An 18,802-nucleotide genomic window follows, 5' to 3' on the forward strand; every position below is an offset into this window, starting at 1 on the left:
GCTCCGAATCTTACAACCGCTGTGACTGTGAATCGAGCGGCACTTTACGACCGATGACAAATACCGGCACGCTGCGATCGGAATCCCCGTCGCCCGTTGCCGGAACCGAGCATGACTTCTTCTGTTTCCATGTCCGCCAACACTGCAACGATCGCCGACGAGCGTGACCGGAGCGACATGCGCGGACTGTTCATCGGCCTGATCTGTGTGCTGCTGGGAGTCGGCGTGCAGATGGTGCAAAGCGCCAGCTTGACATCAATGCCCAGCCGCGCGGACACAGTATTCCTGTCAAAGCACCTGACCTACCTGCTGACGGCGGTGTGTTGCGGATTCGCGGCGTCGAAGGTTTCCGGCAGTGTGTTGCAGCGACACGCTCAGACTCTGTTCACGGCGCTGTGCGTTTTGCTGGTGCTGGTGCTGGTGCCGGGGATCGGAACGCAGGTCAACGGAGCACAGCGCTGGCTGAGACTCGGCGGCCTCTCGCTGCAGCCTTCGGAACTGGGCCGCATCGTTCTGCCGATTGTCGCCGCATGGCGGTTGACGCGACTGCGAACGAACGGCAGATTCTCGCTGAAAACGGTTCCGTCGACGCTGCTGCCCCTGCTAATTGTACTGCCGCTGGTGGTTAAGGAACCGGACCTGGGAGCCACTGTTTTTCTGGCCACTGGCTACGTCGTCGCACTCTTCATCGGCGGCTGGCCGTTGAGATACTTCATCGCGTCGTCGGTGCTGGTTGTTCCCGCGGCCGCCTCGCTGCTGATCCTGAAGCCGTATCAGATGCAGCGGATCACCGGTTTCATGGCAGCCTGGCGAGACCTGTCGCAGGCTCCCTGGCAAATCCGGCAGTCGCTGATGTCACTGGGAGCCGGCGGGCTGGAAGGCACCGGCATCGGAGGCGGCTGGCAAAAGCTGAGTTACCTTCCTGAAGCCAACACCGACTTCGTGTTCGCGGTCATCGGTGAAGAACTGGGACTCGCCGGCACACTGACCGTCGTCATCATCTGGATCGGTGTCTTCCTGACCGGTCGCGCGGTCCTGCAGCATCTGAAGCGGGATTCCTTTGAATGGATTCTGGGCTCGACGCTGGTGATTCAACTGGTGCTGCAGGCGATGGCCAACATCGCCGTCGTCACGGCAATGGTTCCGCCAAAAGGAGTGCCTCACCCGTTCATCAGCTACGGCGGCACCAACCTGCTGGTGAACGTCGTGGCCGTCGGACTGATCATCGGAATGTCCGGTTCACCGAATTCCGCGGCCCCCGCTGTCCCGTCGCTCGATCCTGCCTCACCCGATTAACAGGGGAACGACGATTCCCGCAGCCAGCAGACCCAGAAACGCAAACAGCACGACCCATGACAAAGCCGACGTCCGGTACTGGATATGCGGAGTCGCTGCGATCACGTCTCGATAATGATCGGAAAACACAGTTTGGCCCTTGCTGCTGAATATCAGGTAAAGAATATACGCGCTGACCAGCGTGCCGATTGGAAAGCCGATAAGCCCAACAACGGACAACAATACGACGGGAATGCGAGCCCAGCGGCGGAGTCTCCGGAGCCCGAATGCCAGCGCGATAAGCCCGGCACCCAATACAATCAATGCGACAGCAATCAACGGCAGCAGAGGATCCTGCGGATCGGAGTCTGTGATCGCGGCCGCAGTGGAGAACACTCCAACCACAAACCACGCCAGGCCGCCAAGCAGGTACAGCGAACCGATCGACTGCGTCGCGGCTTCGTGCGCAAGATACTTTCGGCGCGTCACCTCGGCAGGACTTCCGCCTTCAAGCGCAACCTCGCCTGCAGCGGGCGCTGCGTAAGGATTGAATGACTCGTTTCCGCCAACCGGCAGCTCATCGTGGCTCATGCAATGATGTCCTCAATCACACTGCCGCCGAACTGACTCAGTTGTTTGAATCGGCCGCCGTGGAAGTAGGTCAGCTTGTTGTCATCCAGACCCAGCAGCCGAAGCAGCGTGACGTGCAGATCGCGAACATGGTGGACGCATTCGACAGCTTCGGCTCCGGTTTCGTCCGTCATGCCGACGGTATTGCCTGCGTTGACTCCGCCGCCGGCAAACCAGATCGTCATCGCGTGAGGATTATGGTCGCGACCATAGGCCGTGCCGCCTCGGACGCCGTTGTCCGGCGAGCGGCCGAATTCACCACACCACACGACCAGCGTGGTATCCAATAAACCTCGTTCCTTCAGATCCGTCAGCAGTGCCGCAATGGGTTGGTCGACCTGACGAACCAGGTTGCCGTGGGCTCGTTCGATGTAGTCGTGAGAATCCCAGGTGCCGGCATAGGCCTGGACAAACCGGACATTGTTCTCAACCAGCTTCCGGGCCAAAAGACAGCGGCGTCCGAAGGCGTCTGTCGGCTCCTGGTTGATGCCGTAGTTTCTCAGAGTTGCAGCGGTTTCATTGCTCATGTTCAGAATGTCGGGCACCTGCATCTGCATTCGAAACGCCAGTTCGTAGGCCTGCATTCGAGCCGCCAGATCTTTGTGCTGCGGATGTCGTGCGGCGTGCTGTTCGTTCAGCGCCGCCAGCAGGTCCAGATTGGCCCGCTGATGGTCGCGAGTCACTTCCTTCATCGGTGTCAAATCCAGGATCGGCGAACCTTTTGGCCGAAGCCCGGTGCCCTGATAGTGAGCGGGCAGAAATCCGTTTCCCCAATTGGACGCGCGCCCTGAGGAAAGGACACTTCCGGCAATACAATAAATCCCGGCAAATCCTGGTTTTCAGTGCCCAGTCCGTACGTCGTCCACGCACCGATCGCGGGGTCTCCTCCAAAGCGATTGCCGGTGTTCATCTGATACATGGCAGTCGGATGATTGACGGAATCGACCTGGCAGCCGCGATAAAAGCAAATATCGTCGACGCAGTGCTGCAGATGTTCCCAGTTTGTGGCGATGTCCGCACCGGACTGCCCCGCCCTGCGAAACTGAAAAGGGCTGCGAACGTAGTACCGCTTGCCGCTTTCCATCGCCGATTTCTGTTCGCCGCTGCGATGAAATTCCTTCAGGTGCAGTTTTTCAAGTGCCGGTTTCGGGTCGAAGGTATCAATATGCGACGGCCCGCCTTCCATCATCAAAAAGATGCAGCGCTGTGCTCTTGCCGGAATGTGCTGTGGCTTAGGTGCCAGCGGATCGTCGGCGGACGCTTCGGCCTGAAGCATTGCGTTGAAGGCAACGGTGCCAAGTGAAGCGCCAAGGCCGAACAGTGATTGACGGCGTGTGAGTGGAGTCATGGCAATTAGCTCTCAACGACTGGCGGTTCGCTGTTGAAGTGATGCAGCGGGCAGCGGCACGCGGCACATATCGATCAGCTTTCTGCCACACAGTGAGTTACCGGGTTTGATTCCGGCGACGGTGTCTCCGGCGATGTTTTGAGTCGTGCTCATACAGCACATGCGAACGTCTGACAGCCGTATCAATAAAGATATGTGAACTCGGCACTGTTCATAACGACCAGGCATACTTCGGCGAGACCCCGCAGTTTCGGGTCGGCGTCCGACGGATGCAGATCGGGAACGAACTCTTCAATGACCTCCAGTGGTTCTGTGAATGTGAATTTCTCACCGGTGTTTTCTTCCACAGCTTCTCGGACCACTTCCGTGGAAAAAGAAGGCGGATCGAATCTGATGCCGTGATGCCGATCGGTCATTTCCCGCCAGTGCCTCAGACACGCCTGCAGCTCTTCATCTGTCGGCCTGCGATTCACGGCCAGCCGGAAAACGCGGACGATGGCGGCTTCATCCGAAGGAGACTCGTCAGAAACGCGTTTGGCGAACGCGAGCGCTCGCGAGAACGCAATGTCGCTGTTGAACATCGCAAACACCTGCGGCGTTACCATAGAGGCGTCACGAGCCTCACACGAAAGGTCCGGCGACGGCGCGTTGAAGACCTCCTGAAACGGGTCACGAAGACCTCGCAGCTTCAGCGCGTAGATTGAACGGCGGTGTCGTTGCTGCGGAAGCGGCGATGGCTGCCAGGCTTCCGCAAACGTGCCCATCACCATGCGAGGCTGCAGCGCGGCTTCCAGATTCATTTCCGGCCGGATCGGAATTCCGCCGACTTCGCGGTTCAGTTCGCCGCTGACGGCCAGCATGGAGTCCCGCAGTTCCTCCGCGGTCAGACGGCGCGGCTGGAAGGCGGCGTAGCTTGTTCCATCAGGATCTTTCGCGGAAAGAGCCTCCGGATCCGGATGTGACGAAGCACGGCGATACGCTCGTGAACTCATGATGATCCGATGAAGGTTTTTGACCGACCAGCCGCCGTCGACAAATCGGCCGGCCAGCCAGTCAAGCAGCTCCGGATGAGTGGGCTTCTTTCCGGTCGCTCCGAAGTTGTTTGGATTGCCGGCGATTGCGCGTCCAAAGTGCCATTGCCAGACTCGGTTGGCCATCACCCGCGCGGTGAGCGGGTTGTCCTTGGAAGCAATCCAGCCGGCAAGCTTCAGACGCCGGCCGGAGATGCTTTCTGTACGACGGGACTCTGATCCCGTCTGCTTTGTCGTGCTGGCTTCGACGGGATTGGAGTCCCGTCGTACGTTTTCGAGTTCAACAACACTCAGAACACCAGGTTCGACCTGCTGCGACGGCGAGAACGGGTCACCTCCTGTGAGGATGTACGTCGGTTCGAAATCCTCCGACGTCGCAATGCCGCCGGGAATTCTCAGCGGCGCAGCGACGTTGTTCATGTCCGGCGTTCGGCCGTTGTACACACTGTGAGCATAGGGCTGGTACCGATCGAACTGCCATGCCAGCCGACTCTGGCCCTTGCGAGCGATCCGTTCCAGCCCAAAGTCCCGCGGTTCAAAACCAACATGTCGCGGCGGGATCAGCGCGGGATCGACGTGCTGTTGCTGCAGCTGCCGGCGGACTTCATCAAGCGTCGGCGGCACACCTCCGCGGTTCTTCCGAAGTTCCGCGACGGCTTCTTCAAACGGAGTATCATCGCGCTGTTCGTCGGCCAGCCACCGACGCGCGGCGTCAAGAGTACGTTTGGATTCGACCTGACTCAGAATTTCGTCGTAGAAGTTCTGTCGACGTTTTAGAAATCTCTGTTCATCATGAAACGCGGTGTTCTCTTCCGGTAAAAACTCGGCATCGCGTTCCGCAAGTTGAGTCGTCGCGAAGTTGGCCTGAAACGAATAGTAATCCTGAGTGGGAACCGGATCGAATTTGTGGTCGTGGCAGCGGCAACACTGCAGCATGTGACCCAAAAACACCTGGCCGACGGCATCGGTGACGTCGTCCAGGAAACGCTGACGGGCGACCTTTGGCACTTCCATCCCCGTCAGTTCCCACGGTCCCATGCGGAGGAAGCCCGCAGCGATGAGAAGTTCGGACGAAGATTGAGGGTCGAGAGTTGAGGGTTGAGAGTTGGGATTCGCTGTGGCGTCTTTCGGATTGCCGTTCTGAACTCTCGACTCCGGACTCGCAACTCTCAACTCAACCATTTCGTCACCGGCGATCTGTTCCCTGACGAATTGATCGTAGGGCTTATCGCTATTGAAGGACCGCACAACATAGTCGCGATAGCGCCACGCGTTACCTCGTTCGTAGTCATTCGCGAACCCGGAGGAATCTGCATAGCGAACAACGTCCAGCCAGTGCTGACCCCACTGCTCACCATAATGAGGCGACGCCAGCAGACGTTCAACAACCTTCGAAAACGCTTCTTCGTCGGGTGCCGGATCGTTCGTGAAGGCATCGACTTCATCCGGCGTCGGCGGCAGTCCGATCAGATCGAAGGTCGCGCGCCGAATGAGCGTCGTGCGGTCGGCTGGCGGAGCGGCCTGCAGTCCGAGTTCAGACAGACGGTCGTCAATCAGCACATCGATCGGATTCTGACCGTGCTTCGTCAGCCTTCCGTCTTCGTCCTTCCAGAGCGGATGGTAGGCCCACAGGTCTTTCGGATCATAGCGTCGATTCGTCCAGTCAGGAGACAGGCCGCCACTGGTCGCAACGGTGACTCCTTCCGTGTTTTTCCACGATCGGGCGTGCCTCTCAGCAACTCCGCGATACGTTCTTCCCGCGGGCCACGGCGCTGAGCGTCGATCCACTGTTTCAGAAGGGAAACCTGTTCCGTGGTCAGGGCGTCATTTTCCTTCGGCGGCATCGGTGAATAGATGTCGCTTTCCCGCGTGACCGCCAGATACAGAGGACTTCGAGCGGCGTCGCCTTGAACGACGGCGGCGTTACCGCTGTCTCCGCCCATCTTCAGACCGGCCGGCGAGCGACTGTCGAAGCCACCGCGCACGTCATCGGCGTCGTCTCCGTGGCAGGAGTTGCACTTCTCCTTCAGCAGCGGCAGCACTCGGCGAACGAACAGTTCTTCAGCACGCTCGGCCGCCGGATCAACAGCGTCGTCCGCGCGAACCGTTCCAGGTGGCGATGCCGGACACAGGACGGCCAACAGACACACAGAAATCGCATGTCGAACAAACGGTGACATTTCGTTCGAGCCTTCTACAGAACTGCGGGCACGTGCAATTCTGCATTCTATGGCGGCTCGTGCGACGATGCATCTCTTTGCCAGTACAGACGCGCCAAGTCCCGCAACGACATGCAATCGCCGCGAGATCTGACGTCACTGTTGTTCGGCCGACCAGCTTGTCAGATCCGCAAACGTTGCCTGAGTGACTTCGATGCGAACGGACTTCGTTTCCTCCGGCAGGAATGGCGTCGTAAGTGCGTCAGTCACCGTTTCTCCGGCGGGAAACTCAACTCCGAAACTGCTGAACGGAAAGTTGTCAATTTCTTCACCGGCGTCGTTCAGATAATGCAGCAGCACGTTGTAGCCCCTGACATCCCGATTCGACGTGTTGCTGATTGTGACTTCCGCGGCGTCCTGGTCGAACTCGTTCTTTTGGAACTTCACAAACTCCACCGTCAGCGGAGCACTGCCGTCAAACGTCAGTTCCGGAATCGATTCGGGCTGTTCGTCATGGCCGGGCAGCGGAATATCGTGTACTTCGAACGGATACCGCACGCGTTCGGTCTGCTTTTTGAAAACGATATCTGCCGACGCCACTTCGCCTTCGAAATGGACGGCAATCGTTCCGCTTTCGGCATCTCCGTATGAAGACGTACCATAATCCTGAAGTGAATCGCCGGCGGCGTCCCGTGCGACGATGCTGAGACGATCGGCGTCAGCATTCCGGTATTCGACTTCAACGCTGCCCCCGTCAGCCGAGACAAGCTCAAACGACGCGTCGCCCGACGTCAGCTTCGCTCCGGGCTCCAGGCTTTCAAACGTCAGCGTTTCGACTTCGACCGGCAGCACGAAACTCAGTTCGCCCTTAACCATTTCCACGTCGGCAACGGATTTGGTCGTATTCAGAAGCGGCACAGGCACGGTCCACTGGATGGCGGTTTCTGTGTAGGAAGGGCTGAAACCAAACCCGTCGTGACCCGGATGCTTCAGGGACTTGCCGCCGGTGCCAGTCTGTTCGGTGATGTGCAGGGTGAGCCAGTCGCTGTCTTCGGCATCAACTTGCGGTTGCAATGAAGACAGCAGTGAAACCGCAGCTTCCGTCAGCCCGTGAGCATGCACTCGGAGCGTCAACTGAGCGGCACCGGCAGGAATCAGCTCTTCAACTTCGCCGACTTCCACCAGAAACGGACCCGCAAAGCCGACGCCGCTTTCGCGAGGTCCGGCGGCGACCGTGATCTTTTTCATCAGATACCGAGGGTGGAGTCCGACCTGTTCGGTGATCTGTTCAATGGCCTGCAGTCGCGAGACTCCGGAAATGCTGACCGACACCAGTTCGCGAAGCTGCGGAAGTTCTTCTTTGGGTTCGACCCATTCCAGATGCAGTTCATCGGCCAGTCGTCGCAGCAGGTCGCCGGCGGGAACCGCGGATTCGTCGATCGAAACCTGCCAGGCGGCATCGAATTCCTCAACGGGAATCTGCCCCGGCGGATCAAGGTCGGGCTGTTCAAAATTGTCCCACTGCCAGTTGGAGAAATCGTCGTCGCTCCAGCCGGAACCGAACTCGCCGTCCATTGCCATGTTGCCCGGGCCGCCGGAAGCCATCATTTCTGGTTCCGGAAGTTCAATCAGCCAGCGACCGTCGACTCTGACGAATTCGATCGGTTCCTCCCCGCCATCGTGAACAACAACTCCCGACGCCGCGTCACCGTTGATCTGAACGTTCTGAAGTTCTCCGTCAACGGGAGAACCGGACATTCCGCCTTCGCTGTCCGATTCCATCAGCGCGGTCATTTCGCCGATGAATTTCGGTTTGTCCCCGATACCGGCCGTCATCATCTGCGGCATTGACAGAACGCCACCGTCAGGACTGCCGATGTCCGGCTCCTGGCTTGGATCGACACCGTGCTTCCGAAACAGCTCTTCGACGGCTTTACCTTTTTCGGGATCGAATGCTCCCATCATTCCGCCGGCCATCAGCATGCTGAAGGCCATCATCGCCTGACTCTTGTCCGTGAGATGTCGGGCTCCCGATTCCCAGTCGTCGTTCTTCAAAGCCTGCCTGAAACTTTCGAACGCAGCTTCGGGAGTCGCCGCGGCGGCGGCATCAGGCGTCGCGGAGGTCGCGGAACCTGCGTCCGCGTTCGAAGCAGCCTCGCTAGCCGTTGACGCGCCGGTACTGCTGCCATTCCCTGCACTGTTGGCCGGTGGCGACGGCGACTCTTCGGAACATCCGGCGAACATCAGGACAGCGACGATTGCAGCGGACGAAAAGGCGTTCTTCATGGCGGTGTTCCGAACAGAGTTTTGGTCGTTCCCGATGACGCAGCGAGATTATAGCGACTTCCGAAATACACTGAGAATTTCATGGCGAAGAAGCGTCCGCCGCAGTCGCGTCACAGAGTCATACCGCTGCCAATGCGAAACGAAACGAGTTTTCCGGAATTCCGCTGCGTGTCGCGCCAACGCCGTTCAATCGAACACACCGTGGATCCACCAGCTTTCGTCGGACAGGTCCTGAAAGATCCAGAACCGCAGGCCGTTCGTTGTTCGAACGCGGTAGTAGTCACGATGAACCACACCGTCGTCCCACCACGCCGTCTGAATGCGTTCCGGCCCGACACAGGACTCAACAACGTGACGCCGGCCCTGAGACACAAAGCCTGTCTTCCGGGGATCCTGATTCGCCGCGCCGATCGGTTCCGGCTCCGGCAGCAGCAGCAGCGGCCGAGGCTGGTGGCGAACTCCGCGGTGCCGCGATTCGTCGGGAGTGACCAGATCGTGAATGCGGTCCGTCGTGGATGTGGACGGTGACGTATCCTCCGCCATCGCAATCACCGGCTGAAACGTCACCGAATGTTCCGGTCGAGCGTCGTCGTGAAGTTCCGCCGTCAGCACGGCCCGCGAACCGAGACGGCTGCTGAGCCGATCCAGCAGCGTGGCCAGTTCCTCCTGCGGCTGAAGATGTTCGGTGGTGCTGAACAGGTCCTGCTGCTTCGCTACCGGCATGGGAGAAACCGTGGCCTGCATCCGCACGGCACTGGCGGGTTCGGCCAGCCGAAGGGAATCGAGCTTCAGCGTCAGGACATCCATCAGGTGGCTGGCCGACTGGACGGGACGCACGGTTTCCGCGGATAACGGAAGCATCACTCCGGATTCCAGCTTCAACTGACACGTCAGGCGCGTTGCTCCCAGATGCCGCCGCTGAAGCTGCCGAACAACGATCTCCGTCAAGTGCTCCAGCACCTGCCTGACTTCATCCAGATTGGTGGCCGGAAATTCCGACGTCCAGTTCGCGGCGACCGGATCGGCTTCCGGAATCGACGTCAGCAGTTCCGCTTCAATACCCTGCAACTGCCGAATGCGTTTCACAGTCGTGGCGGAAACCCGTGATGGCAGATCTTCAACGGGCAGACTCAACAGTTGAGCAATGTTCAGGATGCCAAGCTGAGACAGAATCTGAACATCGGACAGCGGCAGTCGCGAAGTCGGCAGCGGCAGCGGCTGCAGATAATTCAGCGACTGCCCGGGCGGAATGATGACGACGGGAAGATTCCATTCGGCGGCTGTGGGCAATGACGACGCACTCGATGAACGGCGGGAGTCCGCGGTTCGTCGCGGCTTCTGCGATCCGGCGGTGTCGGCGTGAGCAAACGCCCAGGCGGCGGCAACGGAATCGCTGATCGCAATTCGGCAGCGATAGCCGCGCCGACGCATCACGCTGAAGAGTTGCTCCGCCAGCACAGACTCACCCCCGAACAACGGACCGCAGCCGGTGATGTCCAGCAGTAATCCGTCCGGCACCGGCAATTCATCCAGTGAAACAATCGGCGCGAAAGATCGAGTCCATTCGGCCGCTTCCAGCAGGCCGGTTCGATCGTCGGCGGGTGACCATTCCAGAAATTCGGTGACGGGCCGGGACGCGGCCGGCGCGCGGCCGATCGAAGACGAAGTGGAAAACGGAGCCGCCATGCTGCGCGCCTCGGCCAGCGGCATTCCCGGCCGAACGCCGGCGGACCACGCGTCGGGCGAGACGGCCACAATCGCAGGGCCGCTTCGTGCTGACGGGTACAGTTCCCGAACGAATTTCAGATCACCGGCCGTCGCAGCGGGAACTCGCTTTCGCCGGGAAGATTTCGTCGACGAAGAATCCGGTGGCGGCGTGTACAGGGCGATCGAATGCAGACCACTAGCTGCGCGGAGTCGCTGCAGCCGCTGCACCGACCAGTTCGGGAATCTCAAACACAGTACTCGTTTCATCGTCGATCCCAAACCGGGCACAGCCGTGATGCTGCACCGAGTACCGAGACCTCAGCAGCTTCACGGAAACCGCGCCGGCAGCATAACCGGATTCCGCCCAGGCGTCGTCCGAGTTCAACGGCTGCACGTGCAGTCTCAGATCCGCCCAGGACGGCTGCTTCAGAGCGGACGCCGGGCGAATCAGAAACACGGTGACTCCGCTGCGTTCCACCGCCAGTTGCAGTCGCCGCAGCGCGGTGGACGAAATGCGGTCCAGCCGGCACACGATGATTCGCACGCCCGAACAGCGAGCGAGCTGTTCCAGCGTCCACAGCGTGTCGCGACGCAGCGTGTCCTGACGAAGTGCGCCGCGCCGCGGCGTGTCGCGTTGCAAGTTCCCGGGACAAACGCCGGCAGAATGACGCTCCTGACGAACCGAATGATTCGCCGGCCGAATCAACAACAGCCGGCTTAACGGCAGTCCCAGAGCAACGGCCGCGGCCGGATGAAACTGACATTCCGGATCCGGTACGGCAAACGCACCCGGCTTTGTCAGAAGCGGCAGAGCACACGTCATGGCCAGCGACATCGTCATCTGGCCGGGACCGCTGCTGATCCATTCCACGATGGATCCGGTCGACAGTCCCCGGTGTGGCAACAGGTCGTCCAGCGACTGGAATCCCGTGCTGACGACGGCATAATCCGCACTCCGTTGTTCGGACCGGAACAACTGCTGGCGCAGCGCGCGGACAGCTTCGGATTTCAGAGGCTCGGCGGGCATGGGAAATCGTTTCCGTTGACGAAACGGGTTCCCTACCCTTCGGGACAAGAAACGGTGAAAGTTTCGCCTGACAGTCCCTCTGATCGGCAAACTTCCGCACCGGTTTTTAGAAAAGTTGACAGAAAGAGTCAACTTCCTTCAAGTTGAACCGCACGCACATTCGGCCGTCCGAAACACGTCTATCTGCCGCGTGTGAAAGTGTGTCCGGGATGGGTCGGCCGCAGCCGGAGAACGCACACCTCATAATCGAAGACAGCTCAAGGAATCGCACATGCCCCAATACATCACATTCGGCGAAATCATGATGCGAATGGCCCCGCCCGGCTTTCTGCGACTGACGCAGACGCTTCCGGGGTCGATCGACGTGACATTTGCCGGAGCCGAAGCCAACGTGGCCGCGTCCCTGGCAATGTTCGGCGCGGACGTCGGTTTCGTAACAGCGCTGCCGAAAAATCCCCTGGCGGATGCCTGCCTGATGACATTGCGCGGAATCGGCGTTGATACGTCGCGAGTTCTGCGAACCGACGCCGGCCGGCTGGGAATCTACTTCGTGGAAGCCGGAGCCAACCAGCGCCCCAGCCGCGTGATCTACGACCGCGCTCATTCGTCCATCAGCCTGGTGCCGCCGGATTCCTATGACTGGAAGACGATCTTCACCGGGTGCCGAGCCCTGCATGTCAGCGGCATTACTCCCGCCCTGTCGCGAGCGGCGGCCGACGCAACACTGCAGGCCGTTCAGGCAGCCAAGAGCGCCGGTGTGCAGGTTTCCTGCGATCTGAATTTTCGAGCCAAGCTGTGGGACTGGGAACCGGGCACGGATCGAAAACGGCTGGCCGGACGAATCATGCGGGACGTGCTGCCCTATGTCGATATTCTGATTGCCAATGAAGCGGACTGCGGCGACGTGCTGGACATTCACGCCGGTCACAGCGATGTCGATTCCGGAAACGTGGAAGTCGCCGCCTATCCCGACGTCGCCCGGCAGGTGCTGAAACAGTTTCCGAACATCCGGCTGATTGCCACCACCCTGCGCGAAAGCCATTCCGCCAGTCACAACAACTGGGGAGCCATGCTGTTTGACGCCGGCGAAGACAGGGCGTACTTCGCTCCCGAATCGGATGGCGCGTATCAGCCGTACGAAATCCGCAACATTGTCGACCGGGTCGGCGGCGGAGACGCGTTTGCCGCCGGTCTGTTGTTCGCTCTGGGATGCGACGACTACGCGACTGCGAAGGAAGCTCTGCAGTTTGCGACGGCGTCGTCGTGCCTGGCCCATTCCATCCTGGGCGACTTCAACTTCAGCAGCCGATCAGAAGTCGACGCTTTGATGCGCGGGTCGGCGTCGGGACGCGTCGTGCGGTGATTCAGTCCTGCTCCGGCGCGACGACACCCGGCCGCACGACGTTCCGCAGCACGACAACGACAATCGCCGCATAGACGCCGCAGGCGATCAACAACGGGTAGATCAGCTTCGGAAACGCCGTCAGCAGACCATCCGCCAGCCAGGCCTGGGCAAAGCACAGCGGAGCCATGCCGAACGCGGTGGCGAACATCACCCTCCACACGGGAATCCGGGTCAGTCCCGCCGCCCAGGAAACGATGTCCGACGACGTCAGCGGATTCAGCCGCAGCAGCAGGATCAGCCAGCCGCCGCGTTTCTCCACGGCGCGCTGGACACGTTCCAGACCGGCCGGTTCGAACCATCGAGCCAGCAATCCGTGACCAAATGTCCGGGCGACCGAACACGCGATGCCCGCGCCGGCGACGTTTCCCGCCAGCGCGATCGCTCCTCCCGTGACCGGGCCGAAGATGATTCCTCCGGGAGCGTACAGCATCAGTCCGGGAATCGGCGCCACAACGACTTCGATCGTCACAAACACGAAATACACCAGCGGAGCGAATGCGCCAAACTGCCGGAAATAATCCTTCAGCAGATCGATCCTCGCGGCGGCGTTGATGTCGCGCCCGAACAGGTCGAACACAATGCCGTGACTGAACCACGACCACGTCGCGGCACCAGTCATCGCCGCCGGAATCAACAGAATCAGTAATCGCGACTTCACAGATCATCCGTTCAATGAAAACCGCCGCCGTGTCGCGTTGCCCTGCGGTCACAACCTCGGCCCAGCGACGGCAGGACGCACATCAGTAATTGACCGGCTGCGACGATCGCAGATACGCGAACAGATCACGAATCTGCTGGTCGGTCAGCTCCTTCAAGGCCCCTTCCGGCATCACGCTGCGGGAAATCGCCTGCATCTCTTCAATCTCATCGCGGCGAAGCAGCAGGTTTTGTCCGTCAACGCCGCGAAGGACAACGACCTGATTGTCCTGATCGGCCAGAAAACCGCTGATGACACGGCCGTCCGTGGTGGTGATCACGAAGTTCTCGAAGCCTTCCCGAATTTCCAGACTGGGGTTGATGATGTTCGCCAGCATGCGCTGCAGGTCGTCGCGTTTGAACGAAGTCAGGTCCGGGCCGATGCGACCACCTTCCTCAAACAGGACATGACACTTCCCGCAGTTCTGCAGGAACAGCGGCTTGCCCTTTTTCGGATTGCCGGAAGCGCTCGCCAGCAGTTCAGTCAGGCGTTCTGTCTCCTGTTTCATTTCCTCCGTGGTCGCACCTCCAATGCTTCCCCAGTGCTTTTTGACCAGTGCATCCGCGTCCTGATTGTTGTGCAGCAGGATCTTCTTCAAAGCGGTGTCCGACACATCCGCCGCCCGGATGTTTCGGGCGTCGACGGCGCGCAGCAGCTCCAGTGCCCAGACCGGACGGCTGACCAGCAGCGTTTCCGCGACAGGCCGCGCGTCGTCGGGCAGCTTCGCAAACGCTGATACAACCGCCTGCCCGATGCGCTGGTCGTCGAACGCCTGCAGCGAAGTCAGCGCGGACGCCACCAGTTCCGCATCAGATTCGCCGTTGACGACACTCAACAGGACGGGAATGAACTCGGGCCGCCGAATCTGGCCGAAGATTTCCAGGTACTGCAGTCGGTCTGCCTTGCCGGCATTCGAATCACCGACGGCGGCAACGGCGGCTTCAATCGCATCGGGATTCCCCTGGCGCAGACGCAGCGCCGTTGATCCACCGCCCGTCGCGGCCAGCGCTTCAACCAGTTCCGCGGGAATCCCGGCCAGCGACCGGCCCTGGTACGCTTCTTCAAATCCCTTCAGCAGCAGTTCAGCGCTTTTCGCATTCGGCGCTGACCGCAGCAGTGTGGCTGCAGCCAGCAGATCCTCGCGGCTGCCAGCCAGAGCGTACCGCTTCATCAGGCGTTCAAGCAGGTAATCCTTCACAAGCGGACGCTGCCAGTTCTCGGCGTCCGAAAGCACCGTCGTCACGATCAGATCGCGGTCCGCGGGAGTCGCCGCCTTTGATTCCAGAGCCCACCACAGCAACAGTGGCTGGTGGATATCGCCGGCATCTTCGTCGTACTTCAGAAGCTGCTGAATGATCGGCAAAGCGTCCTTCGCCGGCAGCCGCTTTGCCGACGACGCCAGTTGCTTGCGAACGGTGATGTAGGATTCGTTCGCGGCGAGTTCCGCCAGAGCCTGCGCGACGGGAGCTGCCACGTGACAGCGATCGCACAACAGCCGTATGGTCCATGCCCGCACGTATTGGTCGTCGTGGTGCAGAGCTTCCCGCGCGACTTCGTCTGTCAGCCCGCCGCTCAGATGCACGGCCCACAGCGACTCCAGCGCTGTCTGTCCGGATGTCGTTCGCAGCAATTCCAGCAAAGGCGGAATCAAAGTTGCGTCTTTCCGATCACCGATCAGGCGCAAAGCGGTCTGGCGGTGCCATTTCGACGAATGCTGCAACTCGGCGATCAACCGCTGATGCGACGCTGCCTGCGTCCGCGGCGCCTCACCCGCCGTCCGAACAACGGTCGGACTGCCGTCGGCCCTTGCCCGCAGCGCGTAAATACGACCGCTGGAACGGTCGATTCGTCCGGCATAGTGGCTGCTGTGATCGATCCGCTGTTCGTACATGTCAGCGACGTAGATCGCGCCATCAGGCCCGGCCTTGATGTCAACCGGGCGGAACCACTGATCATTCGTTTTGACAACGCGGGAGATATCTTCCGTTTCGAACGAAGACTGCTCCGGCCGAATCTCGCTCATCACCACCTGCCCCTGCAGCGGCTCAACTCCGAACAGCCGGCCGCGGTATTCTTCGGGCAGCACGTTTTCTTCATAGATGATGAAGTTGTGTGTAAACCGCGGAACGCTGTGGTGCTTCATGTTCTCAAAGAATCCGAACGCATACGGGTTCGAAAGCGAACCGTGCTTCGTGAAACCCTTGCGATAGTAGCCTCCCTGAACGTAGTGGAACCCGCGAGTATCGCCGCCGTTGTGTCCGGAATACGTGCGGCCCTTCGCGTCGATTTCCAGGCCGAACGTGTTTCCGCCGCCTTCGGCAAACACTTCAAACGTCTGCTGTTCCGGATGATATCGCCAGATCTGCTGACCCATCGTGCGGACGGGTTTGTCGTCCGAACCGTAACGTTTGACGTTGCCGGTGACCGTGCTTCCCTGGCAGCCATACAGCCAGCCGTCCGGGCCGAATCTCAGACTGTTGATCACGGAGTGCGAATCTTCCAGCCCGAAACCTTCCAGCAGAATGTCCGGATCACTGTCGGGCACGTCATCGCCGTCTCGATCGGGATAGAACAGCAGATAGGGAGGATTCGTCACGAAGGCTCCGCCCCGCCCGATGGCCACGGACGTCGCGATGTTCAGGCCGTCGACGAATGTCGTATGGCGGTCGTAAACGCCGTCGCTGTCAGTGTCTTCGTGAATCGTAATCCGATCGTTGCCTGGCGTTCCGCGGGGCGGCGGTTCAGGAACCTTGTCATAGACGGAGCGCAGGTATTGATCCCGGCTGATCATCGTCAGACCCGCCGGATCGGGATACTGGCGATATTCGACCACCCACAGTCGATTGCGATCATCCCAGGTCATGAACAGCGGCTGAGCGATTTCCGGATCGCTGAGCACAAGCTGAATTTGCAGATCGTCCGGCACCTGAAACGCCCGTTCCGCCTGCTGCGGCGTCAGCGGATCATTGTCACCTTCCCGGCGAGCCACATAACGCTCGACGTCGTCAACCTCATCGATCAGCGAATAGCCGCCGAGTTTTCGCAATTCCGCTTCTTCCGTCGGTTCTGTTGCACGGATGCCGAATTCCGTTGACGCTGCCGTCGCCCAGGATGAATCATCGCCGGGGCGATACTGCCACTGGCCGTTCATGCGAATCGCCTGCCCGGCATCCGCGTTCAGCAACACGGGCGGCGCGACGCTGAAATTCGGCCGTGGGTCCTCCTGATAGACTCGGATCGCGATCGTGTTGAATTCACCAAACCGCAGCAACTGGCTGTCAACGCGGTACCGGCCGGATTCCCCCAGTCCGCTGCGATACTGCGGAGGAAACGTGCCGGCCACTCCGATGTTCGTGCCGTTGACATAGGTCGCACGCGCGTCGTCCAAAGCTTCCACGAACAGCGTCAGTTCGGCCCCTTTCCACTCCGGCGGCACTCTGATCTGGGCGCGGTACCACGAATATCCGTTGACCGGCTGCAGTTCGCCCGACGGCATGCTTCTCCAGACATCGGGCACCTCCACCATGTGCCATCCCGATGGCGGCACATCCTGAGCCTGCGTCGCGGCGGAGAGAATCGCGGAAACAAGAACCAGGACCGAACGGGCAACAGTTCGAAAGCGCGGCAGGAACATGGCGGGATCCGGGAAGTGTGAAGGCATGGCGAACGCGGTTCGATTACTGGCACGCACGCCGGTGGTCTGCAATTATGGTCAGCCATTCCGGAGATTGCACCTTCGGCGGGTTGAGGATTGCGCCTGGGCCATTGTCCGGACGGCTCAGTCGACGCGATGCAATGTCGGACAGAATGCCGGAAACTTCCGCCGGGCCGCTGGTTTCGCAAATCGGGCCGCAAGCTGCGCCCTGCCGAATCACGGCAGGCCGACACGATGAACGATTCCAACTTCAGAAAGGCGGCACTGACAATGCTTCATCAGGACAAATCCGGCCGGCCAATCGAAGTCGCCGCCATCATGTGGCTGCTGATCAGCGCGACGACGTTCCTGTGCGAACAGACCCGCGCGGAGGATGACGGCGTGCTGCCGGGGATCGACGTCCTGCAGCGTCACGAGTTTGCCGAACTGGCGGGAAAGCAAGTCGGTCTGATCACAAATCACACCGGTCGCAGCCGCGATGGCGTCAGCACCGTGCAGTTGCTTCACGACGCGCCGAACGTAAATCTCGTCGCATTGTTCAGTCCGGAACACGGATTCGAAGGCAAGCTGGATGTCTCAAAGATCAACGACGCCACCGAGCAATCCACGGGACTGCGAATTTTCAGCCTGTACGGTGAGACTCGCCGGCCGACAAAGGAATTGCTGGACGGGCTCGACGTGCTGGTGTTCGACATTCAGGACATCGGCTGCCGATTCTACACGTACGTGTCAACGATGGGCGAAGCGATGAAAGCCTCGGCGCAGCACAACGTCACGTTCATGGTGCTGGACCGGCCGAATCCGATCGGCGGACGTGACGTTGCCGGTCCGATGCTGGACCCCGGCCGGGAATCGTTTGTCGGATTTCACTCACTGCCCGTGCGGCACGGCATGACGGTTGGCGAACTGGCCGCGATGTTCCGGTCGGAACTCAAGCTGGATCTGGACCTGCAGGTCGTCCGATGCGAAGGCTGGAAGCGAAGCCGGTTCTGGGATGACACGGGCCTGTTGTGGGTGAACCCTTCGCCGAACATGCGCAGCCTGACGCAGGCACTTTTGTATCCGGGAATCGGCGTGATCGAATTCACGAACGTTTCGGTCGGCCGCGGGACCGACACTCCGTTTGAAGTGATCGGCGCACCGTGGATCACCGCGCGCGACTTCGCCGCAGCGCTGAATCGGAATCGCCCCGAAGGCGTGTCGTTTGTACCGATAAAATTCACGCCGGATGCCAGCAAATTCAAAGGTGAACGCTGCGGCGGAGTCAACATCGTCGTGACGAATCGCACAACATTCGAACCGCTGCGCACCGGGTTTCTGATCGCGGCAACCCTGCGGCAGCTTTATCCACACGAATGGGAAGCGGACAAAATGCTCCGGCTGCTGGGCAATGAATCAACGCTGAAGGCAATCACGGACGGAAACACACCTGCGGAAATCGAACACGTCGCCGAACACGGCATGGCTCAGTTCCGCGACCGTCGTGCCGGCTTTCTGATGTACGAATAGAACTTTTTGCCGGCACACGTCGCCGCGCGGCGAACGCCATTTCAGCGGTGTTCGCGCTTTCATTCCTATTCCG

11 protein-coding genes and 1 pseudogene are annotated in these 18,802 nt (G+C 60.2%); 3 read left to right on the plus strand and 9 right to left on the minus strand.

Annotated features, from left to right (window positions below):
* The first annotated feature begins 111 nt into the window (after window positions 1–111).
* Window positions 112–1,296, plus strand: coding sequence for a putative peptidoglycan glycosyltransferase FtsW (locus tag R3C19_04625; GenBank protein ID MEZ6059627.1), 1,185 nt, complete (start codon window positions 112–114; stop codon window positions 1,294–1,296).
* Here the strand turns inward: R3C19_04625 and R3C19_04630 are convergent.
* From R3C19_04630 to R3C19_04660, 7 genes and pseudogenes are all read right to left on the minus strand, one after another.
* A complete protein-coding gene (locus R3C19_04630; GenBank protein ID MEZ6059628.1) occupies window positions 1,285–1,866 on the minus strand; it encodes a hypothetical protein in 582 nt (193 codons plus the stop codon). The two genes, R3C19_04625 and R3C19_04630, sit on opposite strands and share 12 nt — an antisense overlap.
* Window positions 1,863–3,253 (minus strand): annotated as a pseudogene (locus R3C19_04635) (DUF1501 domain-containing protein). Before R3C19_04635 ends, R3C19_04630 begins: the two are co-directional and overlap by 4 nt.
* A gap of 12 nt (window positions 3,254–3,265) precedes the next feature.
* Entirely contained in the window at window positions 3,266–3,406 is a 141-nt protein-coding gene (locus tag R3C19_04640) for a hypothetical protein (protein ID MEZ6059629.1), read from the minus strand.
* 29 nt (window positions 3,407–3,435) lie between these two features.
* A complete protein-coding gene (locus R3C19_04645; GenBank protein ID MEZ6059630.1) occupies window positions 3,436–6,072 on the minus strand; it encodes a DUF1549 and DUF1553 domain-containing protein in 2,637 nt (878 codons plus the stop codon).
* Between the two features lie 527 nt (window positions 6,073–6,599).
* Complete coding sequence (locus R3C19_04650; protein MEZ6059631.1) at window positions 6,600–8,729, minus strand: hypothetical protein; 2,130 nt, start codon at window positions 8,727–8,729, stop codon at window positions 6,600–6,602.
* 186 nt (window positions 8,730–8,915) lie between these two features.
* Window positions 8,916–10,703, minus strand: coding sequence for a DNA polymerase Y family protein (locus tag R3C19_04655; protein MEZ6059632.1), 1,788 nt, complete (start codon window positions 10,701–10,703; stop codon window positions 8,916–8,918).
* The gene (locus R3C19_04660; protein MEZ6059633.1) at window positions 10,633–11,463 is read right to left on the minus strand and encodes a hypothetical protein; all 831 of its coding nucleotides are present in this window, start codon (window positions 11,461–11,463) and stop codon (window positions 10,633–10,635) included. The genes R3C19_04655 and R3C19_04660 overlap by 71 nt, the downstream gene beginning before the upstream one ends.
* 271 nt (window positions 11,464–11,734) lie before the next feature.
* Here R3C19_04660 and R3C19_04665 point away from each other — a divergent pair, with 271 nt between their 5' ends.
* Window positions 11,735–12,826 (plus strand): sugar kinase, encoded by a 1,092-nt coding sequence (locus R3C19_04665; protein ID MEZ6059634.1) that lies wholly within the window; start codon window positions 11,735–11,737, stop codon window positions 12,824–12,826.
* A 1-nt stretch (window position 12,827) separates the two neighbouring features.
* Here the strand turns inward: R3C19_04665 and R3C19_04670 are convergent, their stop codons facing one another.
* Window positions 12,828–13,526 (minus strand): VTT domain-containing protein, encoded by a 699-nt coding sequence (locus tag R3C19_04670; protein MEZ6059635.1) that lies wholly within the window; start codon window positions 13,524–13,526, stop codon window positions 12,828–12,830.
* 82 nt (window positions 13,527–13,608) lie between these two features.
* Complete coding sequence (locus R3C19_04675) at window positions 13,609–17,226, minus strand: c-type cytochrome (GenBank protein MEZ6059636.1); 3,618 nt, start codon at window positions 17,224–17,226, stop codon at window positions 13,609–13,611.
* Between the two features lie 228 nt (window positions 17,227–17,454).
* On the opposite strand from R3C19_04675, the gene R3C19_04680 reads away from it, so the two are divergent.
* A complete protein-coding gene (locus R3C19_04680) occupies window positions 17,455–18,729 on the plus strand; it encodes a DUF1343 domain-containing protein (GenBank protein MEZ6059637.1) in 1,275 nt (424 codons plus the stop codon).
* Window positions 18,730–18,802 lie beyond the last annotated feature (73 nt).

It is taken from the genome of Planctomycetaceae bacterium, assembly GCA_041398785.1.
Lineage (GTDB): Bacteria > Planctomycetota > Planctomycetia > Planctomycetales > Planctomycetaceae > JAWKUA01.